The sequence below is a fragment of the Azospirillum brasilense genome (assembly GCF_005222205.1).
GTDB classification, from domain to species: domain Bacteria; phylum Pseudomonadota; class Alphaproteobacteria; order Azospirillales; family Azospirillaceae; genus Azospirillum; species Azospirillum brasilense_G.
Genome location: NZ_CP032346.1, coordinates 489,445 through 509,035 on the forward strand (window position 1 = coordinate 489,445; position 19,591 = coordinate 509,035).

Sequence of the window (19,591 nt, forward strand, 5' to 3'; positions counted from 1 at the left end):
CACTGCTAGGCAGCACCACCGCATTCTAAACCACCGACACGAATCGCAGAACCGGCGCGGCCACAGGACCGGCGCCGGAAGGGACCACGCGTCGAAAAAGGGATCCCTTCCCGCCGAAGCCGCGGGAACCGGAATCTCGGGAACTGAAATCTCGGGACGGGGGCGCCGTCACCACGGACCGGCAGCCCCGCCGAATGAAGAGAAGCTGGAGGAAGAGCAACAATGGCGTATTGTTTCGAAGCCGAGCTGATCCGTTGCATGCCGAACCTGCAGCGCTATGCCTGCAAGCTGACGCGCGACGCCAGCGCCGCCGAGGATCTGACCCAGGATTGTCTTGCCCGCGCCTTGTCCCGCCAGCATCGTTTCGAGCCCGGCACCAACATGCAGGCTTGGCTGACCACGATGCTGAAGAATCTGCATTTCAACAACCTCCAGCGTGAAAAGCACGTCACCAAGGTGGAGCTGTGGGACGGCGCCATGTCGGTCGAGGCGTCCCAGATCGCCCGGCTCGTCTTCCGCGACGTCGACCGCGCCTTCGGCGCCCTCACCCCCAGCCAGCGCAAGGTTGTGAAGCTGGTCGCCATTGAGGGCCGCCCCTATCAGGAGGCCGCGGAGAAGCTGAACGTGTCCATCGGCACCATCCGCTCCCGCCTGTGCCGGGCCCGCGAGCGGCTGAACAACCTGATGGCCGCCTGAGACGCGGCAGGGAATGCGCCGCGGGGTATGGCAACCGTACAACAGATTGATTCTTCCGTCGCATTCGGACAATCCGTCGCCGGAACAACCGATCGGAGCGGCTGTTACATCCCGCGAGCAAGACGAGCAGGGCTGCTCAGGAGTGGCCGAACATCCCCGGGGAACGATCGGATACCCGTCGCCTACCACTTGGCGGTATCGGCATCATCCCCATAAGAAGAGGTAAGACACCACTCCCGACGCCGTGCCCGCCGCACTATATTGAACTCTGCGTCGCGGATCGTTTCCGTCTCGGGGGGATGGCCTCCGGAGGCGTTCCGGGATCAAAAGATATGAAGCGTGTGACGATGAACCATATCAACGCATATCTTGACGGTGCCTTGGACGATAAGGAGCGTCAGGAGTTCGAGCAGTCCGTAGAGGACGACGCCGACGCGAAGGCCGTGGTGACCTTCCACAGAAGCCATGTGGAGGAGCTTCACCGCCTTTACGATCCCGTGCTGGAAGAACCGGTGCCGGCGCGCATGCTCGAACTGCTGAGGCAACGCCGCAAGAGCTAACCCTCTGATTCCCGCGTTCCATCGTCACATGGGGCGACCGGACGATCCGGCCGCCCGCTTTTTTTGCCCGCACCCCCGGCGTCGCCTTCGCCGTGGCGGGCGCCTTGGCGGGCTCTCCCGCATGTCCAGGCGGCCTCCCCCTTCGGATCGACGCTTGCCCCTTTTACAGACCGGCGGCTTTTCCCATAAACAGGAGCCGCGGAAACGGGGGCTGGGCCATGGGTGCCCGGACCGGCGGGAATGAAGAGGAAGAACAGCGTCCATGGCGCGCGGCAGGCCGGCACCGAACATCATTCTGGGTCCCGTCCTTTATTTCCGGGGAGAGCAAGGCGACCGCTGGTGGCTGTCCGCCCTCTTCGTGTTGGACGGCGACGCCGAACCCTACGATCTGCGGGTGGACGGCGTGACCCTGCCCGTTCCGCCCCGCCACCTCGCCCAATGGCGCAACCGGCATGTCTGGCGGTTCGATTTCGCCATTCCGCGCGGCGCCCGCGATGTCGAAGCCGCCTATGGCTTTACCGACGGGGCGTCGCCGGGAGACACCTGGGCGGTGACCGTGCCGGGACGCACCTCGTCGCCACGGATCGCCTATGTCTCCTGCAACGGCGCGGAGGACGAGGAAAAGATCGCCGGGCTGAACGCGCCGCGCAACGCCCTGTGGGGTGACCTGCGCCGCCGTCACGAGAGCGAACGCTTCCATCTGCTGCTGCAAGGTGGCGACCAGCTCTACGCCGACGCGGTGTGGCGCCAGCCGCCGCTGCTCACCGCCTGGAAGAAGCGGACCGACGACGCCCGCCTGGAGGAGCCCTTCACCCCCGCGATGGCGGAAGAGGCGGCGGACTTCTACTTCGACCTTTATCTGCGGGTGTGGGGCCAGCCGGAAACCGCGGCGGTGACGGCGCGCATCCCCTCGGTGATGATGTGGGACGACCACGACATCTTCGACGGCTGGGGCTCCCACCCGGATGAGGAGATGACGTCCCCGGCCTGGCGCGGCGTCTACACCGCGGCCCGCCGCCATTTCTCGCTGTTCCAGCTGGCCGCCATGGAGGGCGCCCAGCCGGAATGCGTCTGGGGGGCGCCCATGGACTCCTTCAGCCAGGGGTTCCGGCTCGGCGATGTCGGTGTTCTGGCGCTGGACATGCGCAGCGACCGCACCCCCCGCCGCGTTCTGTCGGACCGGGTCTGGGATGCCCTGCCGGAGTGGCTGGAACGCTTCAAGGGCTGCCGCCACCTGATTCTGATGTCCAGCGTGCCGCTGCTCTACCTCGACACCGGCGTGATGGAGCGGGCGGTCGGCCTGTCGCCCGTCCGCGTCGGGATCGAGGACGATCTGCGCGACCAGTGGCGCAGTCCGGCCCACGCCGAGGAGTGGCTGCGCCTGCTCGGACTTCTGGCGGAATTCTCGCGGCGGACCGGGTGCCGGATCACCTCGGTGTCGGGCGAAATCCACGCGGGCGCGCGGGCCGTGCTGCGCGGCGGCGGTGTGGAGATCTGGCAGCTCATCGCGTCGGGGGTCGTCCACCCGCCGCCCGCCAAAACAACGGCTCTCGCCCTGGAATGGCTGGCCGGCCGCAAGGAGACTCTGCCCAACGGCTATGTCTTTGAAATGCCGGCTTTCCCCGAATCGGGCAAGCGCATCATCCGCCAGCGCAACTGGCTGTCGCTGATCTTCGACGGCAAAGGGCAGATCCATGCCCGCTGGTCCGCCGAGGGCCAGCCGAACCGCTACACCCAGGTCATCTGAACCGAGGTGATCTGAACCCAGAAGATCGGACCGGAGGAGCCCGCCGGTTCACTCCGACTGCGGCGACCGGCGGCGGTTGCGCAGATTGAGCGCGTTGAGGAAGCTGGTGGCCTGCGCCGGCGTGGCCGGGCCGCCGGCGCCCGGCGCCTTGGCCGAGGTCGCCAGGAAGCCGCCGACGCGGGCGCGCAGCTCGACCGAATCGTGGGCCGCCTGGTCGGCGGTCTCCGCCACCTGACGGCGCACGTCGGCGTCGAGCGTGTTGAAGGCGCGCGTGGCGAATTCGAAGGCCGGCTGGGACTTGGTGGCGATCACCTGCCGCAGCGCCTTGGAAACCAGAACCGTGTCCAGCCCGCCGGGGCCGTCCACCCCGTCCAGGACATCGGCCAGGATGCCGATGGCCTGCAGGGTCTGGTTGTCATCGAGCGAGATGGGCTCCAGGCCGTCCATGACACTCACTTCCGATGTGGTTTGCCGAAGCGTGGTTGAACCGGCGGGGACACCGCCGGATCTTTTGCCGGTGCGGGAAAGCATAGTCGGAGCGCCCCGCCGAGGCAATGCGCACGGCGTCAGGCCGGGCGCTTGGCGTTCCGGTTGACGGCGCTGCGGTTCACCAGGGCGACCCCCGCCACCGCCAGCGCCATGCCGGACAGGGCCAGCAGCCCCAGCCGCTCCCCGAACATCGCCCAGGCGATCACCGCCGTCACCGGCGGGACGAGATAGAACAGGCTCGCCACGCGCGCCGCCGCGCCGCGCCGGATCAACAGGAACAGCAGGAAGATCGCTCCCACCGACAGCACGAAGCTGAGCCACAGCAGGGCGAAGACGAATTCTCCGGTCCAGTCGATGCGCATGGTCTCGAACAGCGGGGCCAGCACCGCCAGCACCGCCGCGGTCGCGGCGTACTGGATGGCGGCGCCGCTGCGCAGGTCCATCGCCGTGCCGTGGCGCTTCTGGTAGAGCGTGCCGAAGGTGATGCCCAGCAGGGCGGCCAACGCCAGCCCGATGCCCAGCGCGTCGGTGGAGTCGAAGTGGAGCTTCTCGCCCACCACCAGCCCGACTCCGGCCAGCCCCATCAGGAAGCCCACCCATTGCCGCCCGCTCACCCGCTCGCCGAGAAGCGGGCCGGAGAGGGCGGCGGTCAGCAACGGCTGGATGCCGACGATCAGAGCGGTCACCCCCGCCGGCATGCCCTTGGCGATGGCGCAGAACACGCCGGTCAGATAGACGCCGTGCACCAGAAGCCCGGCCAGCGCGATCCGTCCGGCCTCGGCCCAGCTCTTCGGCCAGGGCGCTCCGGTGACCAGGGCGACGACGCCGAGGATCACCGCCACCAGCCCAAGCCGGACCAGCAGGAAAGTCAGTGGTTCCGCGTAGGGAAGGCCGTATTTGGCGCCGATGAACCCGGTGCTCCACAGCAGGACGAAGACGCCCGGCATCAGGCCTACCCAATCGGGCCGCCCGCCCGCGGCGGCGGTGGTCGCTTGCACGGTCATCGTCTCTCGTCGTCTCCTATCCCCGTGCCTGCGCGCTTTCGGCGGCGGGGGCCTCGACGACCGCAGGCGCGTCCGCCACCGGCATCGCAACCTCCTGAACGGCCTCGGCCGGCTTCGGCGGCGGGTTGCGCCGCGCCTCGGCCACCGACTGGAGATGAGCGCGCAGGCTTGCGTCCTTCTTCACCAGCCGATGGAAGTCTCTCACATCCAGGACCAGCAGTTGGCAATAGCCCATCGCACGCACATCGGCGTTGCGCCGTTGGCGGGTCAGCAGGGCCATCTCGCCGAACACGTCCCCGGTGCCGAGTTGGACCGGCTCGTCCAGCCCCGGCACCAGCACCTCGACGGCGCCGGAGGCGATGAAGAACATGGCGTCGCCGCGCTCGCCCCGCCGGACGATGGTTTCCCCAGGCAGCACCAGCCGCGGCTTCAGCAGGGTGGCGATGCCGCGCAGACGGTCGCCCTCCAGCCCCTCGAACAGCGGCACCCGCCCGACGAGGTCCATCAGATCCAGCCGCAGATCGAGCTTCGGCAGGGCGTCGAGCGCGCGGCGGCGGTCGTCCAGATCGCGTTGCAGGTCGCTCAGGATTTCCTGGCTGATGATCGATTCGGCGAAGAGCGCCCGGTAATCCGCCTCCTCCAGCCGCAGGGCGGCGCGGCTGACGTAGCGGCTCTGCAGGATCAGCGCGTAGTCGGGATATTGCAGCTTCAGCGCCGCCAGGGCCTGCTCGACCATGGCGAGGCGCACCGTCAGGATGCCTTCCAGCTCGCAGGCGACGTCGGTGCCCAGCACCTGCCCGATCTTGTCGTTGATGAACTCCAGCAGCTCGCGCTGCACGGTGCGCACGCCCAACAGAATCTCGAACCGGAAGGCGAGCCGGCGGGCCAGCGGCGCGTGGATGCCCAGCCGGCGGTGCAGCAGGCTGGCGACCCGCATCCAAGGCGTGAAGGAGATGAAGGGCTCCTCGAAAGCGCGGTAGCCGGCGCGCCCTTGAGTCTTCACGGCGTCGAGCAGGCGTCCGGTGCGGCGGTTCAGCAGCTCCGCCACCCCGCGCGACAGGATGCCCTCGCGGAAGTGCTCGTAATACAGCTCCTCCTCGCGGTTCACCAGGATGACGAGGCCGATGGTCACGCGGTCCTCGTTGCTGAGCGGCGCTTCGGTCGACCGCTCCCGGACGATGGCGTCGAGCCGGTCGGTGTACTGAGACACGGTGGAGCCCACGGCCTGCTCGTCGACCTCGTAGCGGTGGGCCAGATCCTCCACCCGCTCGCGCACGCCGGCCAGCGACAGGGCGAGCGCGCGGTTGCGCATGGCGTGCTCGACCGGCGACAGCTTGTTGAGGCCCAGCAGGTTGATGACGGCGCGCAGAGTCGTGCCGTTGATGAACAGCGTGTAGAAGACGAAGCCGGTGACCAGCACGGCGACGAAGCCCTGGACCCGGTCGGGAACGCGCCCGTTTTCGGTGACCGCCAGGGCCAGGGTCAGTGACACCGCGCCGCGCAGGCCGCCCCACAGCATCACCGCCTTGTAGGCGTGGCTGACGCGCTGGGCCAGACCGGCGCCGGACAGCAGCGGCAGCAGGCCGAACAGCACCAGCGCGCGGGACACCGTGGCCGCCCCGACCACGACCAGCACCAGCCCGACGTCGCTCCAGCCGATGCCGCCGAGCAGGCGCGGCACCAGCAGCGCCGTCATCAGGAAGATCAGCGAGTTCGCCCAGAAGCCGAGCTGCTTCCAGACATGCTCCAGCGCCCCCCAGGTGGCCGGCGAGATGCGCGTCCGCCCGACCGACCCGACGACCAGCGCCGCCGTGACCACCGCCACGACGCCGGACGCGCCGACGTAATGCTCCGCCAGAACGTAGCTGAGATAGGCGAGCGCCACCGTCAGCGTGATCTCGGCCATCGGCTGGTCGCGCACCGGTTCGACGATCATGCAGACCACGCGCCCGCACACATAGCCGGTCGCCACGCCGCCGGCGAAGTCGCGCAGGAATTCCATCGCCGCTTCCGTCGCCCCGCCATGGGCGTTGCGGGTCAGCATGCCAAGCAGAAGCGTGAACAGCGCGATGGCCGCGGCGTCGTTCAGCAGGCTTTCGCCCTCGACCAGCATGGTCAGGCGGCGCGGCGCGCCGAGGTCGCGGAAGATGCTGACGACCGCTGCCGGATCGGTGGTGGCGACGATCGCCCCCAGCAGCAGGCAGGCCACCAGCCCCATCGAGGTGAAGAGGGTCAGCGCGTAGCCGACGGCGAAGGTGCAGACGAACACCGCCACCACGGCCATCAGCAGGATTGGCCACACGTCGTCGAACAGCCGCCGCACGTCCACCGCCAGCGCCGTTTCGAACAGCAGCACCGGCAGGAAGATGTAGATCAGCACCTCGGACGAGATGTCCAGCTCGGCCAGGGAGTTCAGGAAGTCATGGAAGGGGCCGGTGCCGCCCTGGCCGGCGAAGGTCTGGATCGCCAGCCCCAGGGCCACGCCCACGGCGGCCAGCAGCACCGTGTAGGGAACCCGCAGCCGGGCCGCCAAGGGCGGCAGCAGGCTGACCAGCGCCAGAAGGCCGGAGACCGCGAGGACATAGATGACAATGACGTGCATGGGGCTGCCTTGCCCTTTGGGGGGTCGCGGCGCACGGTATCGCCCGATTGGGGCGGGAGCAAGGTCAGGATAAAGGACAAAGCTGTTCCGTACGTGTGACCGGACGTACGGTCCGGCCACACCCGTACGGAGGGGGGCGTACGGGGCTTGCGCCCCGTTAGGCCACCGCCAGGGTCACCGTCATGCGAAAGCCGCCGGTGGAACGGTTCTCGGCGCGGACCTTGCCACCGAAGGCTTCGATGTTCCGCCGCACGATCCACAGGCCAATGCCGAAATGGGTCGCCTCGGCCTGGTTCTGAGCCGCCGCATCCTCCGGCATGCCCCGTCCCGGCTCGCGCTGGGAGAAGTAGCGTTCGAAGATGCGCGGCAGGTTCGCCGGATCGACGCCCGGCCCCTCGTCCTCGACCACCAGCTCCGCCCAGGCGCCGTTGCGCGACAGGCGCACGCTGACGGTGCCGTCCGGCGGCGAGAAGCTGACGGCGTTCTCCACCAGATTCTCGATGACGGTTTCCAGGATGTCCTCGCTGGCCCGCACAACCACCCCGGATTCGATGCGCGAGCGCATGTGGAGCTGCCGCTCGGCGAGCAGGCTGGTGTAGCCGCCGGCCATGCGCTCGACCAGATCGGACAGGTCCACCCGGCGGCGCGGCGGGACCAGCAGGTCGGCGGCGGCTTCGTCCATGCGCCGCCCGAAGGAGACCAGACCGTCAAGCTTGTCCACCGACTTCTCGATCATGGTCAGGGCGCGCTGGCTGCGGTTGTCCTCGGCGGGCAGGGAACGGCGCAGCGGCTCCACCGACTGGCGGATGACCGCAATGGGCGTCTTGTAGGCGTGGGCGTTGTCCTCCGCCGCTCGGCGCAGCGACCGCGCGCTCTCACGCAGGGTATCGACCAGCCGGTCGAAGTCCTCGGCCACCCCGGACAGCTCCGGAACGGTGTTGCGGTTGGTGAAGGACCCCTGCCCGCCCTCGCCGATGCCGCCCGACACGATGTCGCGCGCCAGATCGCCAAAGCGGTGCAGGTTGCGCCAGACCCCCAGCAGGACGGCCATCACCAGCGCCGCCATGACGATGTAGATCATCGCCGCGGCCTGGACGACCGGCGTGCTCCAGTAGGGGCGGCCCAGGGAGGATTCCAGATAGCCGCCGGCCGTGTGGCTGGTCACCAGAGCCCAGCAGCCGAAGGCGGTGTTGACGGGCGTGACCGAGGTCAGGATTTCATAGCCGCCGGAGGAGCGCGGCAGGCGCAGCGCCAGCGGCTCGTTCCCGGCGCAGGAGGCGCCCAGCCGGTCCAGCACCCCCTGTTCGAGGAGTTGGTACCGCTCGGCATCCAGGTCGTCGGTGGGCACCGACGGGGCGGCGGCGACGTAATAGAAGCCGTCGCTGCCCATCAGGTTGTTGCCGGCCAGGGCGCGCGGCCGGACGAGCAGCTTCAGCCGCGTGTTCCCGTCGGCGAAGCGGCGCAGAATGGGGCCGAGTTGCGGCAGGGCCGCGCGGTTGGCGCGGGACAGGTCCGGCTCCAGCGCGCGGGCGATCAGCTCGCCCTGCCGCTGCGCGCTCTGCAGCAGCAGGGTTTGCGTCGCGGTGTCGGCGCGCTGGAACTGATCGTAGATCAGCACCGGGACCGCCAGGAAGACGATGGTCAGCAGCGCCAGCCGGCTGGCCAGCGAATGCCACAGCCACCGCAGCCGGCCGCCGGGGAAACCCGCCATGGAGAAGCCTCCCTTGGTGAGTTCCGTCCCGTCCCGCGCGCCGTCAGGCCCGCGGGCCTCAATCGGCAGCAGCGCCATCGGCCATCACATCCGCGTCGTCGTCGCGCGTGCGGCCGGTGCCGCCGGTGCCGTTGCCCCAGCGGTAGCCGAAGCCCGGATAGTTCTCGATGCAATCGAACTCGGCGTCCACCACGCGGAACTTCTGGCGGATGCGCTTGATGAAGGCGCGGACGTTGGCGCGGTAGCCCGACGGGCCGTAGCCGGCCAGGAAGCCCTTGCCATGCACGAGGTCGTAGATCTCGCGGTAGGACACGTCCTCTTCCGGACGCGTCGCCATCAGCTTGACGATGTTGAACTCGGTCAGCGTCAGGTCGATGCGCTTGCCGTTCCACAGGGCACGGCTGTTGTCCAGGCGCAGGTCGAGATTGCCCAGCGCATAGACGGATTCCTTCGGCCCCTCGGCCTCCTCGGGCGTGCCCTTGGAGCCGTCCACGATGAGGCGCATGCGCTTCAGCAGGATCGACAGGCTGCGCGACTTCTCCACGAAGTCGAGCGCGCCGCCGGCCAGGGCGGCCTCTTCATAAATCTGGTCCGACAGCACGGTGAGGAAGATCACCGGCAGGTCGATGCCGCGGGAGCGCATCTGGCGGAGGACGTCGATGCCGTCCATCTTCGGCATGCGCCAGTCCAGCAGGACGATGTCCACCGAACCGCCCTCGGCGAAGAAGTCGAGCGCGGGTTCGCCACGGTCGAAGGTGATGACCTCGTACCCCTCGTCGGCGAGGTTGAGGCTGAGGGATTCGCGGAACAGGTCGTCGTCGTCGACCAGCGCCACGCGGGCGACGGCGGCCTCAGTCATGGCGGACATCCCAGCCTTGGGCAAGGAGTTGAGCGAAGCATCGTTTATCGACATCTGGGACATTTTCGCTGCTCTTCATATCGTAGGAAAGGGCACGGAAGTCCTGGGAGGACGTCATGTCCATGAAGAAGAAGACTTTGAGCGAACAGTCGCCCTTAGCGTAATGCCACACCTTTGCAGGTGGCGCCTCTTCCGTTGCGGCAGGGGTGCCCAGGAGACGCCGGGTCTGGACCTGGTCCAGGCCGACGAGCGTTTCGGGGGACAGGGTGGCGGGCGGGCTGGCGCCGCCGAACGGTACGGGGGGCAGCCCCGCCACCTCTGTCCCAGCCATGGCGATGACCGCGGCTGCGGGACCGGTCCCCGGACCGTTCACCGCTGGCGTGGTCGCCTGATCCTTTCCCGCGGTCTTGACGCGCGGGGGAGCAGGCTTCGTCTTCGGCACCGGAACGGCCATGGCGGTCGGTCCGGCGGTCTGCGTTTCAGGAGGAACCGTGGTGCCGGGGCACCCGGCCAGCAGAAGAACCGCCAGCACAAGGCCCGCCTTCCGCCGCCGGCACCCCACTCCGGCATTGGTTCCAGCCACTTCGCATATGGTACCCGTCATCGTCATCGTCGGGCCTTTCAAGCATCGTGGTTGAATTCGCGGGCGGTGTTGCTGGCCCCATGCCTGCACTTGCCGCCTCCGTGAGATCAAGGTCAGTCCAGTCTGGTTAATGTGGCGTTAAACCCCTGTTTGATACCCCCTTTTTGCGCACATTTGCGGCCAATTTTTGTTCCTACTCCTATCGATAGGTCGGATTTCGAACTAATTTGCCTATTTGTAGGTTAGGTTTGGGGGCACCGGTTGCCTCAAATACCCATACTTCCCTTTGGCTTATCCTATGACGGGAGAAGCGTGAGAGGTCCGCGCCCCCGGCGCGTGGCACCGTGGGCTCGTGGGTGTGGAAACCGGCGGGAGGGAAGGGAAAAGGAAAGGGCGAAAAAGAGCCCCAAAAACAATCGGCGGCGGAGCCACCCGGGTATGGCCCCACCGCCGGTCAGCCGGACGGGCAACAGTATCCATAAGATGAGAGCGCCATATCGGCGTCTCATATGATGTTGCCGCTTGAACTCCAGCCTTCTATCCGGCCGACGTTACCGCCGGTCGGCGCTGTGCGTACAATGCTTTTCGAGCATCAACCTTCACATCCGCGATCCTGCGCCGGTCGATCGCCTCCGTCAAGACAGCTTTGACCGCGAAATGGGCTGGATTACCCAGTTGGCGATACTTCCGAAGGCGATCACCCGACGCGTAAGAAGGGGGTGCCCACGGGCTCCCCCAGGCGTCTGCCCGCCGATGCTCCTACGCGAGCAGATTGACCGAACCGGACAGGGCGGGCATCCCCGTCTCCGCCCCACCGAGCGCCGACAGGCTGTCCGCCGAAGGCGTGACTGCGCTCTCCGCGCCGACGCTCTCCGGGTCGGCGGAACCGCCGTCCGTTCCGTTCGGATCGGTCATGGCCTCCACGAAATCCTTGAGGGTCGTGCTGGATCCGAAGGCCGCCTGGCGCAGCTCGTTGACGTTGTCCTGGGATTCCTCGACGATTTTGTCGTAATCCTTGAAGGACTCCCGCCGCGCCTTGCGCCGCTCTTCGGCCTGGTCCAGCTCGTTGGCGGCCTTTGCTTCGGCGATGATCGACTTGGCCGTGGCAAGAACAGCCTCCACCCGGCGCCCGAACTCGTCGGCCTCGCGGTAGCGCGACATCTTCAGGTCGTTGTCGGCCATCATCCGCTGGATGTAGTTGCGGATCCGGTCGCCCTGCGGAGCGGTGGGGGCGGCGTTCAGGCTGGGCGCCGCCTCCGTCATCAAGCGTTCGAGGTCGCTCCCCTGCCCGTCCGCGATCTTTTCGGCGGTCTTGTCGGCGGTCTCCCCGGCGGCATCCCCGTCGACCTTCCCTTCGGCCCGGTCCTTCGCCTTTTCCTGCTCCGTCTTCGCGCCGGCGGTCTTGCCGTCCGACGACTCCCCGTCGTCCGGGGGCACGGCCTGGGCGGTGGCTTGTCCGGCCAGGCCGGCCGCCTCCGCCGCCACAGCCTCGGCGGCGCGTGCTTCCCCGTCTTCCGCCGCCTCCTCGCCGGCAGCCATGTCCGCGGCCGTCGTCGTGCCCTCCGCAGCCGCACTGTCCAAAGGCAGCGGCGGCGGAGCCACGGACGCGTCCGGCGGAGCGCCTTCGGCCGGGGCGCCCTCCGCGGACGCGCCGTCGCCGCGGATGGTCATCGTCACATCGACGGCGATCTCGGTCTGAACGACGGTGATGGAGGTGCGGGTGATCGTCCGCTCGATGCTGATGCCGCCGATGGATGGCGCCCCCGCCCCGCCGGGAAGCCCCATCTCCGCGGCGGCGGCCACGCCGGCGCCGTATTCCTTCGCCGCCCGTCCGGCCTGCTTGGCGAGGATCGCCGCCTCCCGCGCCAGCTGCACCAGCTTTTCGCGGTCGCCCTTGTTGTGGCGCATCATCATCTTCAGTTCTTCGATCTTGCGCTCGACCTCCTCCAGCCTCTGCTCGGCGACGGCCTTCGGTCCGCCGACGCGCTTGGCCTCCTCCAGCGCGTTGACCACGGCGGTGAAATTCTTCTGCTGCTCCGGAGTCATGGTGAACGGCATCTTCGCCTGTTCGGCCTTGTCGGCAAGGCGCTGCGTCGCGTCCTTGTAATCCATGGCCTCCATCGCCCGCTCCCAGTCCTTCTTGGACTTCTGGAGCTGGAAGAGGCTGTTCTGGCCGTTGGTCAGAGCGGAAAATATGCCGTTCACGGCCGCCTCCTCCGGTTCATCGGAACCTTCGCGAATTCGCGGAGAAGTTTAGCACACTTTCGCTGGCCGTCCAATTCCGACAGCGCCGCCGGAATCGGCGCTGGCAACTCCGCGTTGCTGCGCAGGAACGCAATACACACGCCGGAACTCCGATGCCCATGAGTGTGTTTGATTCCCGACATCGGACGCCGCAAAGCGCGGCGAATTGCCGCAGGCTGGGAACTGGGACACATCCGCAGCCGACCCCGAGGAGGAAGACAGATGGCAGACCGCGATACGTTGGGCACCGGCGAACCGAACCGCAAGACGCCGGACCCGATGACAAACAGTGGTTTGGGCAGTGGTTTGGGCAGTGGTTCTGGCAGTGGTTTGGGCAAGGATCGTCCGCAGAGCCGGGGATCATCGGGCGACATGAACCGCATGGCGGGCGAGGCCGCCGATGCCGGTCGCGACACCCTCGAAGCCGCCCAGGGCCGCATCCGCTCGCTTCTGGAAATGCAGACGGACCGCGCCGCCGACCAGTTGGGCAGCGTCGCCAACGCGCTGCACAAGGCCGCGGAGCAGTTGAACGAGGAAAACAACGGCACCGCCGCCCATTACGCCGGGCAGGCCGCCGACCGGGTGGAGCGGGTGGCCGACATGCTCCGCAACTCCACCATGGACGACATGGTCGGTCAGGTGGAGCGCTTCGCGCGGCGCCAGCCGGAGGTGTTCGTCGGCGCGGCCTTCGCCGTGGGCTTCCTGTTCGCCCGCTTCGTCAAAAGCTCCGGAGAGCGGCGATTTCGCGGGGCGTCGTCGTCGCACCTGACCGGCGGTTACGGCCGCCATGACCGAGGCCGTCAGGACTTTGGCCGCCAAGACCATGGCCGCTCCGGGCAGGACCATCACGACTATCGCGACTTCGGCCTGCGGGGCGCGGACCGCGCCGGACAGGAGGCGCTGCGCACCGACCACGATCTGGCCGGCCACCCCCGTGGCACGGCAACCGGTTCGGCCGCCTCGGAAAGCGCGTCCGCGCCGCGCCCGAGGTCCGGCCTGTCGTCCGGAATGGCCTCCTCCGGCATGACCTCGGCGACCGCCATAACGGCCGCCGGCGGCGGGGTCGGCCACAGCCAGGAGGGCCCGCGCCCGTTGAACACCGCCACCGCGGCGACCTCCGCCGCCCGCACCCGTGACGCCGCCGAGATGGTCGCCGGCTCGGTGCCCGGCGCCGCCTCCGACGCCAAGCCGGCGTCCGGCAGCACGCCGATCCAGGGGACCAAACCATGAGCGCTGCGGAGGACCGTTCCTACGATCCGCGGCAAGACCGACCCATCGCCGGCCTGTTCGCCGATCTGGCGCGCGAGACCACCAACCTCGCCCGCACCGAGATCGAACTGGCCAAGGCCGAACTGACCGAGAAGGCCGGGCAGGCGGCGGGCGGTGCGGCCTATGTGGTCGCCGGCGGGCTGATCGCCTTCGCGGGCGTTCTGGTCCTGCTGGCCGCGGCGGTGCTCGCGCTGTCGAAGGTGGTCGAGCCGTGGCTGGCCGCCGTCATCGTCGGGGCCGTGGTGCTCGTCATCGGCGGCGTGCTGGCGATGATCGGCAAGAAGCGGCTCAGCCCGGAGAATCTCCAGCCGCAGCGCACCATCCAGACGCTTCGGGACGACAAGCGCTGGGCTCGCTCCCAGCTTGCGCGATGAGCGGCCGATGAACGACGGATCAAAGGACGGCGATGAAAAGGGGCGCGGAACGCCCCGCGACTACGACGCGATGCAACGGGAGATCCGCGAACGCCAAGCCCGGATCGGCGACACGATCCAGGTCCTGAAGCGCAAGACCGCGCGGCTCGCTCCCCGTCACCTGATGGAGCAGACCATGAACCGGATGCACACCACCCCCGGCGGCTACGGCGAACGCGCCCAGGACCGCTATTACGAACCGATCCGCAACCAGACCCACCAGCGGTCCCACTCGGTCGGCGAGACCATGCGCAGCAACCCGATCCCGCTCGCCATGATCGGCATCGGTCTGGGCTGGCTGGCCCTCACCGCCTCGGGCTACGACCGGCGCATCGCGCGAAGCGGCGCGATGCACAACGTCCGCGACCGCGCCGGCAGCGCCGCGCAGTACGCCCGCGACACCTTCTACAGCGCCGGCAGCAGCGTGCGCGAGGCCGCCAGCCACGCCTACGAGCGCGCCAGCGATGCGGCGAGCCACGTTTACGAGCGGGCGAGCGACGCCGTAGACGAGGCCGGAGACCGCGTGCGTGGGCTGACCGATCAAGCCCGCGACCGGGCGCACGACGCGCGCCGGGATGTGAGCAGCCGGGTGGAAAGCCATATCGGCAACGCCGGCGGCAACCATGGCGGTGCCAGCCACTTCCGGGCGTCGGACCGGCTGCACAGCGCGACCGGACGTTTCTGGGAGATGGTGGACGACCACCCGATGGTCGCCGGCATCATGGGCGTCGCCCTCGGCGCCGCGCTGGGCGCCAGCATCCCGTCCTCCCGCTATGAGGACCGCTGGGTCGGCGACTACGCCGACGAGGCGACGCACCGCGCCAAGGAGATGGCCCTCGACGCCATGGATCGCGGCACCCGCGCCGCCCGCGCGGCGGTCGAAGCCGCGAAGGAAGAGGTCGGCGACGCGGTGAGCGCGGCCAGCGACGCGGCTCGGGAGGAGGCGCGCAAGCCGGGCTGAGCCGGCTTCGCCCACGGCTCCCCTTTCGGCTCCTTTCGGGTTCCACGCTGACTGCACCGGCCCCGCGGCCTTGCCCGCGGGGCCGGTTTTTCGTTCTCCGACCGCGCTGCATGGTTTCCCGCCGCCCGCGACAGTTCGCCGCAGCGTGCGCCAAGCGCAGTCCTGCCATCCTTATACCCGAGTGTTTTTCCCGGTTATGCCGCTCCGGTTCCGCTTGACAAAGGTCCTATGATGGCCACTTAATCAGGACCAATTTAGTCCTGTATCCGGGGTGGTCATGATCCGGCTGAGCAAGCTGACCGACTACGCCATCGTCGTGATGAGCGAAATGGCGCGCCATGTGGGCACGGTTCACACCGTCTCCCATCTGGCGGAGCGCACGGGCGTGCCCTCCCCCACGGTCGCCAAGCTCATGAAGACGCTGACCCCGGCGGGCCTCACGACCTCGCACCGCGGCGCCGCCGGTGGTTATGCGCTCAGCCGCGCCGCCGATGCAATCTCTATCGCCGAGATCATCACGGCGCTGGATGGCCCGATCGCGCTGACCGCCTGCGTGGAGGGCGGTGACAGCCAGTGCGGCGTGCAGCGCCTGTGCCCGATGCGCGGCGGCTGGGAGAAGGTCAACAGCGCCATCCGCGGCGCGCTCGAACAGGTGACGCTGGCCGACATGATGGGACCGCCCGCCTGGGCGGAGGGCCCACCCGGCCCGCTCGACAGCATTGGAGCCGGCCCCAGCCCGGCACGGCGCGCCGCCGTCTGACGTTTCGGCGCCTTCATCGGACAACGCTTTCAGGGAACGAGAGACAAGCATGGCCGCCACGACCGAAACCGTCGAACAGGTCCGCGCCGTCACGGAGCAGAAGTACAAGTACGGCTTCACGACGGACATCGAATCGGATGTCGCGCCCAAGGGCCTGAACGAGGACACCGTCCGCTTCATCTCCGCCAAGAAGGAGGAGCCGGAATGGCTTCTCGAATGGCGCCTGAAGGCGTTCCGCGTCTGGCAGGAGATGGAGGAGCCGCGCCACTGGGCGAAGCTGTCCTACCCGCCGATCGACTATCAGGACGCGCACTACTACGCCGCGCCCAAGATGAAGGACCGCCCGAAGTCGCTGGACGAGGTCGATCCCGAACTGCTGAAGACCTATGAAAAGCTGGGCATCCCGCTGCGCGAGCAGGAGATCCTGGCCGGCGTCGAAGGGGCCGAGGGCAAGAGCCCGGCCATCGCCGTCGACGCCGTGTTCGACAGCGTGTCGGTCGCGACCACCTTCAAGGCCAAGCTGGAGGAGATGGGCATCATCTTCTGCTCCATCTCCGAGGCCGTGCACAAGTGTCCGGAGCTGGTCCAGAAGTATCTCGGCTCGGTCGTGCCCTACACCGACAACTTCTACGCGACGCTGAACTGCGCGGTCTTCACGGACGGCAGCTTCGTCTACATCCCGAAGGGCGTGCGCTGCCCGATGGAGCTGTCCACCTACTTCCGCATCAACCAGGCCAACACCGGCCAGTTCGAGCGGACGCTGATCATCGCCGACGAGGGCAGCTACGTCAGCTATCTGGAAGGCTGCACGGCGCCCAAGCGCGACGAGAACCAGCTCCACGCCGCGGTGGTCGAGCTGGTGGCCCTGGACGATGCGCAGATCAAGTATTCGACGGTCCAGAACTGGTATCCGGGCAACGAGGACGGCGTCGGCGGCATCTACAACTTCGTGACCAAGCGCGGCGCCTGCCGCGGCCGCAACTCCAAGATCTCCTGGACGCAGGTGGAGACCGGTTCGGCCATCACCTGGAAGTACCCGAGCTGCATCCTGCAGGGCGACAATTCGGTGGGCGAGTTCTATTCGGTCGCCATCACCAACAACTTCCAGCAGGCCGACACCGGCACCAAGATGATCCACATCGGCAAGAACACCCGCTCGACCATCGTGTCGAAGGGCATTTCCGCCGGGCGGGCGCAGCAGACCTACCGCGGGCTGGTGAAGATCCTGCCGAAGGCGGAGGGTGCGCGTAACCACACCCAGTGCGACAGCCTGCTGATCGGCGACCAGTGCGGCGCCCACACGGTGCCCTACATCGAGAACCGCAACCGCACCGCCCGCGTCGAGCACGAGGCGACGACCGCCAAGATCAGCGAGGACCAGCTGTTCTACTGCCGCCAGCGCGGCCTGTCGGAAGAGGACGCCGTGTCGCTGATCGTCAACGGCTTCTGCAAGGAAGTGCTTAAGGAGCTGCCCATGGAGTTCGCCGTGGAAGCCCAGAAGCTCGTCGGCATCAGCCTCGAAGGCAGCGTCGGCTGACCGCCCACCGTATCGCGAAGGAAGAAGAAACGATGATCGAGATCAAGAACCTGCACGCCACGGTGGACGGCAAGGAAATCCTCAAGGGCATCGACCTGACGATCAACCCGGGCGAGGTGCACGCCATCATGGGGCCGAACGGCTCGGGCAAGAGCACGCTCAGCTACGTGCTGGCCGGCCGCGACGGCTATGAGATCACCGAGGGTTCGGTGCGCTTCTTCGGCAAGGACCTGCTGGAGATGGAGCCGGAGGAGCGCGCCGCCGCCGGCCTGTTCCTGGCCTTCCAGTACCCGGTCGAGATCCCCGGCGTCGCCAACACCACCTTCCTGAAGTCCGCCCTGAACGCCATCCGCAAGCAGCGCGGCGAGCCGGAGCTGGACGCCATGCAGTTCCTGAAGCTGGTGCGCGAGAAGACCAAGGCGCTGAACATGACCGACGAGATGCTGAAGCGCGCGGTCAACGTCGGCTTCTCGGGCGGCGAGAAGAAGCGCAACGAAACGCTCCAGATGGCCGTCCTCCAGCCGAAGTTCGCCATCCTCGACGAGACGGACAGCGGCCTGGACATCGATGCGCTGAAGATCGTCGCCGAGGGTGTGAACGCGCTCCGCTCGCCGGAGCGGTCGATGCTGGTCATCACCCACTACCAGCGCCTGCTCGACTACATCGTGCCGGACCATGTCCATGTGCTGGCCTTCGGCAAGATCCAGCGCTCCGGCGGCAAGGAGCTGGCGCTGGAGCTGGAGAAGAACGGCTACGCCGAGTTCGGCGTGAACGAGGCGGCCTGACCATGGCGACGACAACCCTCACGAAGGCACCGCGGGGCTACGACCCGGCGGCGGCCAAGCCCTTCCTGGAGCAACTCCAGCGGGTCAAGGACGGCCTGCCCGGCGCCACCTTGTCCTGGCTGAACGACCTGCGCAGCCAGGGCCATGATCGCTTCGCCGCGCTCGGCCTGCCGACCGTCAAGAACGAGTCCTGGCGCTACACCAACCTGCGCGCGCTCGACAAGCTCGCCTTCCAGCCGGCCACGGACGCCGGCGAGGCCGTCCGCTTCGACGTGCTGCCGACCGTGCGCGCGGAGGGTACGACCGGCCCGCGTCTCGTCTTCGTGGACGGGCGTTTCCGGGCGGAGCTGTCCTCCACCGCCGGCCTGCCGGCCGGGGTCGAGCTGCTGAACCTCGCCGACGCCCTGGCGCGCAAGCCCGATCTGGTGGCCGAGCATCTGGGCCGCATCGCCGCCCCCGACGATCAGCCGCTGGTCGCGCTGAACACCGCCTTCCTGGCGGACGGCCCGGTCCTGCATGTGCCGCGCGGCGTCACGGTGGACGAGACCATCGAGCTGGTCTTCGTCTCCGTCGGCACCGAGGCGCAGCCCACCGCCTTCCACCCGCGTGGCCTGATCGTCGCGGAGGCGGACTCGCGCGCCGTGATCGTCGAGCATCACGTGGGCCTGGGTTCCTGCACCACCCTGTCGAACGGCGTGACCGAGGCCTTCGTCGGCGCGGGCGCGTCGGTCCACCACTACAAGGTCCAGCGCGAGCACGCGGAGGCTTTCCACCTGTCGCACACCGCGGCGAAGGTGGCCGGCAAGGGCGTGTACGACAACTTCATCCTGACCATCGGCGCCAAGCTGTCGCGGAACGAGGTCAACAGCGTCCTTGACGGCGAGGAAGGCGACACGCATGTCAGCGGCGCCTACATGGTGCGCGGCGGCCAGCATGTCGACACCACGACCTTCATCGACCACGCCAAGCCCTGCTGCACCAGCCGCGAGGTCTACAAGGGCGTGATCGACGACCAGGCCCGCGCCGTCTTCCAGGGCAAGATCATCGTCCGCCCCGACGCGCAGAAGACCGACGGCTACCAGCAGAACCGCGCGCTCCTGCTCTCCGACACCGCGGAGATCGACGCGAAGCCGGAACTGGAGATCTACGCCGACGACGTGAAGTGCAGCCACGGCGCCACGGTGGGCGAGTTGGACGACGACCAGCTCTTCTACCTGCGCGCCCGCGGCATCGACAAGGATACGGCGCGTGGCCTGCTGATCGGCGCCTTCCTGTCCGAGGCGCTGGAGGAGATCGCCGAGGAGAGCGTCCGCGACGCCTTCCAAAGCTACGTCGCCAACTGGCAGAACGCGCGCTGAGGAGGGACCCGGA

17 protein-coding genes are annotated in these 19,591 nt (G+C 68.1%); 10 read left to right on the forward strand and 7 right to left on the reverse strand.

The features are described 5' to 3' along the window. The first annotated feature begins 222 nt into the window (after positions 1 to 222). The 3 genes from D3869_RS16295 to D3869_RS16305 all read left to right on the forward strand — a co-directional run bounded on the left by D3869_RS16295 (position 223) and on the right by D3869_RS16305 (position 3,003). Entirely contained in the window at positions 223 to 696 is a 474-nt protein-coding gene (locus tag D3869_RS16295) for a sigma-70 family RNA polymerase sigma factor (protein WP_137141024.1), read from the forward strand. A gap of 332 nt (positions 697 to 1,028) precedes the next feature. Further along, positions 1,029 to 1,256 carry an anti-sigma factor family protein gene (locus D3869_RS16300; protein ID WP_246653896.1) on the forward strand — a complete coding sequence of 76 codons (228 nt, stop codon included), beginning with the start codon at positions 1,029 to 1,031 and terminating at the stop codon, positions 1,254 to 1,256. Positions 1,257 to 1,518: 262 nt separating this feature from the next. Beyond that, positions 1,519 to 3,003 (forward strand): alkaline phosphatase D family protein, encoded by a 1,485-nt coding sequence (locus D3869_RS16305; RefSeq protein WP_137141025.1) that lies wholly within the window; start codon positions 1,519 to 1,521, stop codon positions 3,001 to 3,003. A 48-nt stretch (positions 3,004 to 3,051) separates the two neighbouring features. Here the strand turns inward: D3869_RS16305 and D3869_RS16310 are convergent, their stop codons facing one another. The 7 genes from D3869_RS16310 to D3869_RS33805 all read right to left on the reverse strand — a co-directional run bounded on the left by D3869_RS16310 (position 3,052) and on the right by D3869_RS33805 (position 12,456). After that, positions 3,052 to 3,450, reverse strand: coding sequence for a hypothetical protein (locus D3869_RS16310; RefSeq protein WP_014197122.1), 399 nt, complete (start codon positions 3,448 to 3,450; stop codon positions 3,052 to 3,054). A gap of 119 nt (positions 3,451 to 3,569) precedes the next feature. Beyond that, entirely contained in the window at positions 3,570 to 4,496 is a 927-nt protein-coding gene (locus D3869_RS16315; protein WP_137141026.1) for a DMT family transporter, read from the reverse strand. A 16-nt stretch (positions 4,497 to 4,512) separates the two neighbouring features. Further along, positions 4,513 to 7,098 (reverse strand): cation:proton antiporter, encoded by a 2,586-nt coding sequence (locus D3869_RS16320; RefSeq protein WP_137141027.1) that lies wholly within the window; start codon positions 7,096 to 7,098, stop codon positions 4,513 to 4,515. Positions 7,099 to 7,255: 157 nt separating this feature from the next. After that, positions 7,256 to 8,809 carry a sensor histidine kinase gene (locus D3869_RS16325; protein WP_247895885.1) on the reverse strand — a complete coding sequence of 518 codons (1,554 nt, stop codon included), beginning with the start codon at positions 8,807 to 8,809 and terminating at the stop codon, positions 7,256 to 7,258. A 58-nt stretch (positions 8,810 to 8,867) separates the two neighbouring features. Further along, positions 8,868 to 9,668, reverse strand: coding sequence for a response regulator transcription factor (locus tag D3869_RS16330; protein ID WP_040134068.1), 801 nt, complete (start codon positions 9,666 to 9,668; stop codon positions 8,868 to 8,870). Beyond that, a complete protein-coding gene (locus D3869_RS16335) occupies positions 9,661 to 10,200 on the reverse strand; it encodes a hypothetical protein (RefSeq protein WP_137141029.1) in 540 nt (179 codons plus the stop codon). The genes D3869_RS16330 and D3869_RS16335 overlap by 8 nt, the downstream gene beginning before the upstream one ends. A gap of 810 nt (positions 10,201 to 11,010) precedes the next feature. Then, entirely contained in the window at positions 11,011 to 12,456 is a 1,446-nt protein-coding gene (locus tag D3869_RS33805) for a hypothetical protein (protein WP_247895886.1), read from the reverse strand. Between the two features lie 411 nt (positions 12,457 to 12,867). Between D3869_RS33805 and D3869_RS16345 the strand changes: the two genes are divergently transcribed. The 7 genes from D3869_RS16345 to sufD all read left to right on the forward strand — a co-directional run bounded on the left by D3869_RS16345 (position 12,868) and on the right by sufD (position 19,578). After that, positions 12,868 to 13,725, forward strand: coding sequence for a hypothetical protein (locus D3869_RS16345; RefSeq protein WP_247895887.1), 858 nt, complete (start codon positions 12,868 to 12,870; stop codon positions 13,723 to 13,725). Then, on the forward strand, positions 13,722 to 14,138 hold the full coding sequence (locus D3869_RS16350; protein WP_109069509.1) for a phage holin family protein: 417 nt from the start codon (positions 13,722 to 13,724) through the stop codon (positions 14,136 to 14,138). The genes D3869_RS16345 and D3869_RS16350 overlap by 4 nt, the downstream gene beginning before the upstream one ends. Before the next feature lie 7 nt (positions 14,139 to 14,145). Beyond that, entirely contained in the window at positions 14,146 to 15,138 is a 993-nt protein-coding gene (locus D3869_RS16355; protein ID WP_137141031.1) for a hypothetical protein, read from the forward strand. 277 nt (positions 15,139 to 15,415) lie between these two features. Next, positions 15,416 to 15,898 carry an SUF system Fe-S cluster assembly regulator gene (locus D3869_RS16360; RefSeq protein ID WP_109069511.1) on the forward strand — a complete coding sequence of 161 codons (483 nt, stop codon included), beginning with the start codon at positions 15,416 to 15,418 and terminating at the stop codon, positions 15,896 to 15,898. A 49-nt stretch (positions 15,899 to 15,947) separates the two neighbouring features. Then, positions 15,948 to 17,435 carry a Fe-S cluster assembly protein SufB gene (sufB, locus tag D3869_RS16365; RefSeq protein ID WP_137141032.1) on the forward strand — a complete coding sequence of 496 codons (1,488 nt, stop codon included), beginning with the start codon at positions 15,948 to 15,950 and terminating at the stop codon, positions 17,433 to 17,435. A 32-nt stretch (positions 17,436 to 17,467) separates the two neighbouring features. After that, positions 17,468 to 18,220: a Fe-S cluster assembly ATPase SufC gene (gene sufC / locus D3869_RS16370; RefSeq protein ID WP_137141033.1), complete on the forward strand. Its 753-nt coding sequence runs from the start codon at positions 17,468 to 17,470 to the stop codon at positions 18,218 to 18,220. A 2-nt stretch (positions 18,221 to 18,222) separates the two neighbouring features. Further along, positions 18,223 to 19,578: a Fe-S cluster assembly protein SufD gene (gene sufD / locus D3869_RS16375; protein ID WP_137141034.1), complete on the forward strand. Its 1,356-nt coding sequence runs from the start codon at positions 18,223 to 18,225 to the stop codon at positions 19,576 to 19,578. Positions 19,579 to 19,591 lie beyond the last annotated feature (13 nt).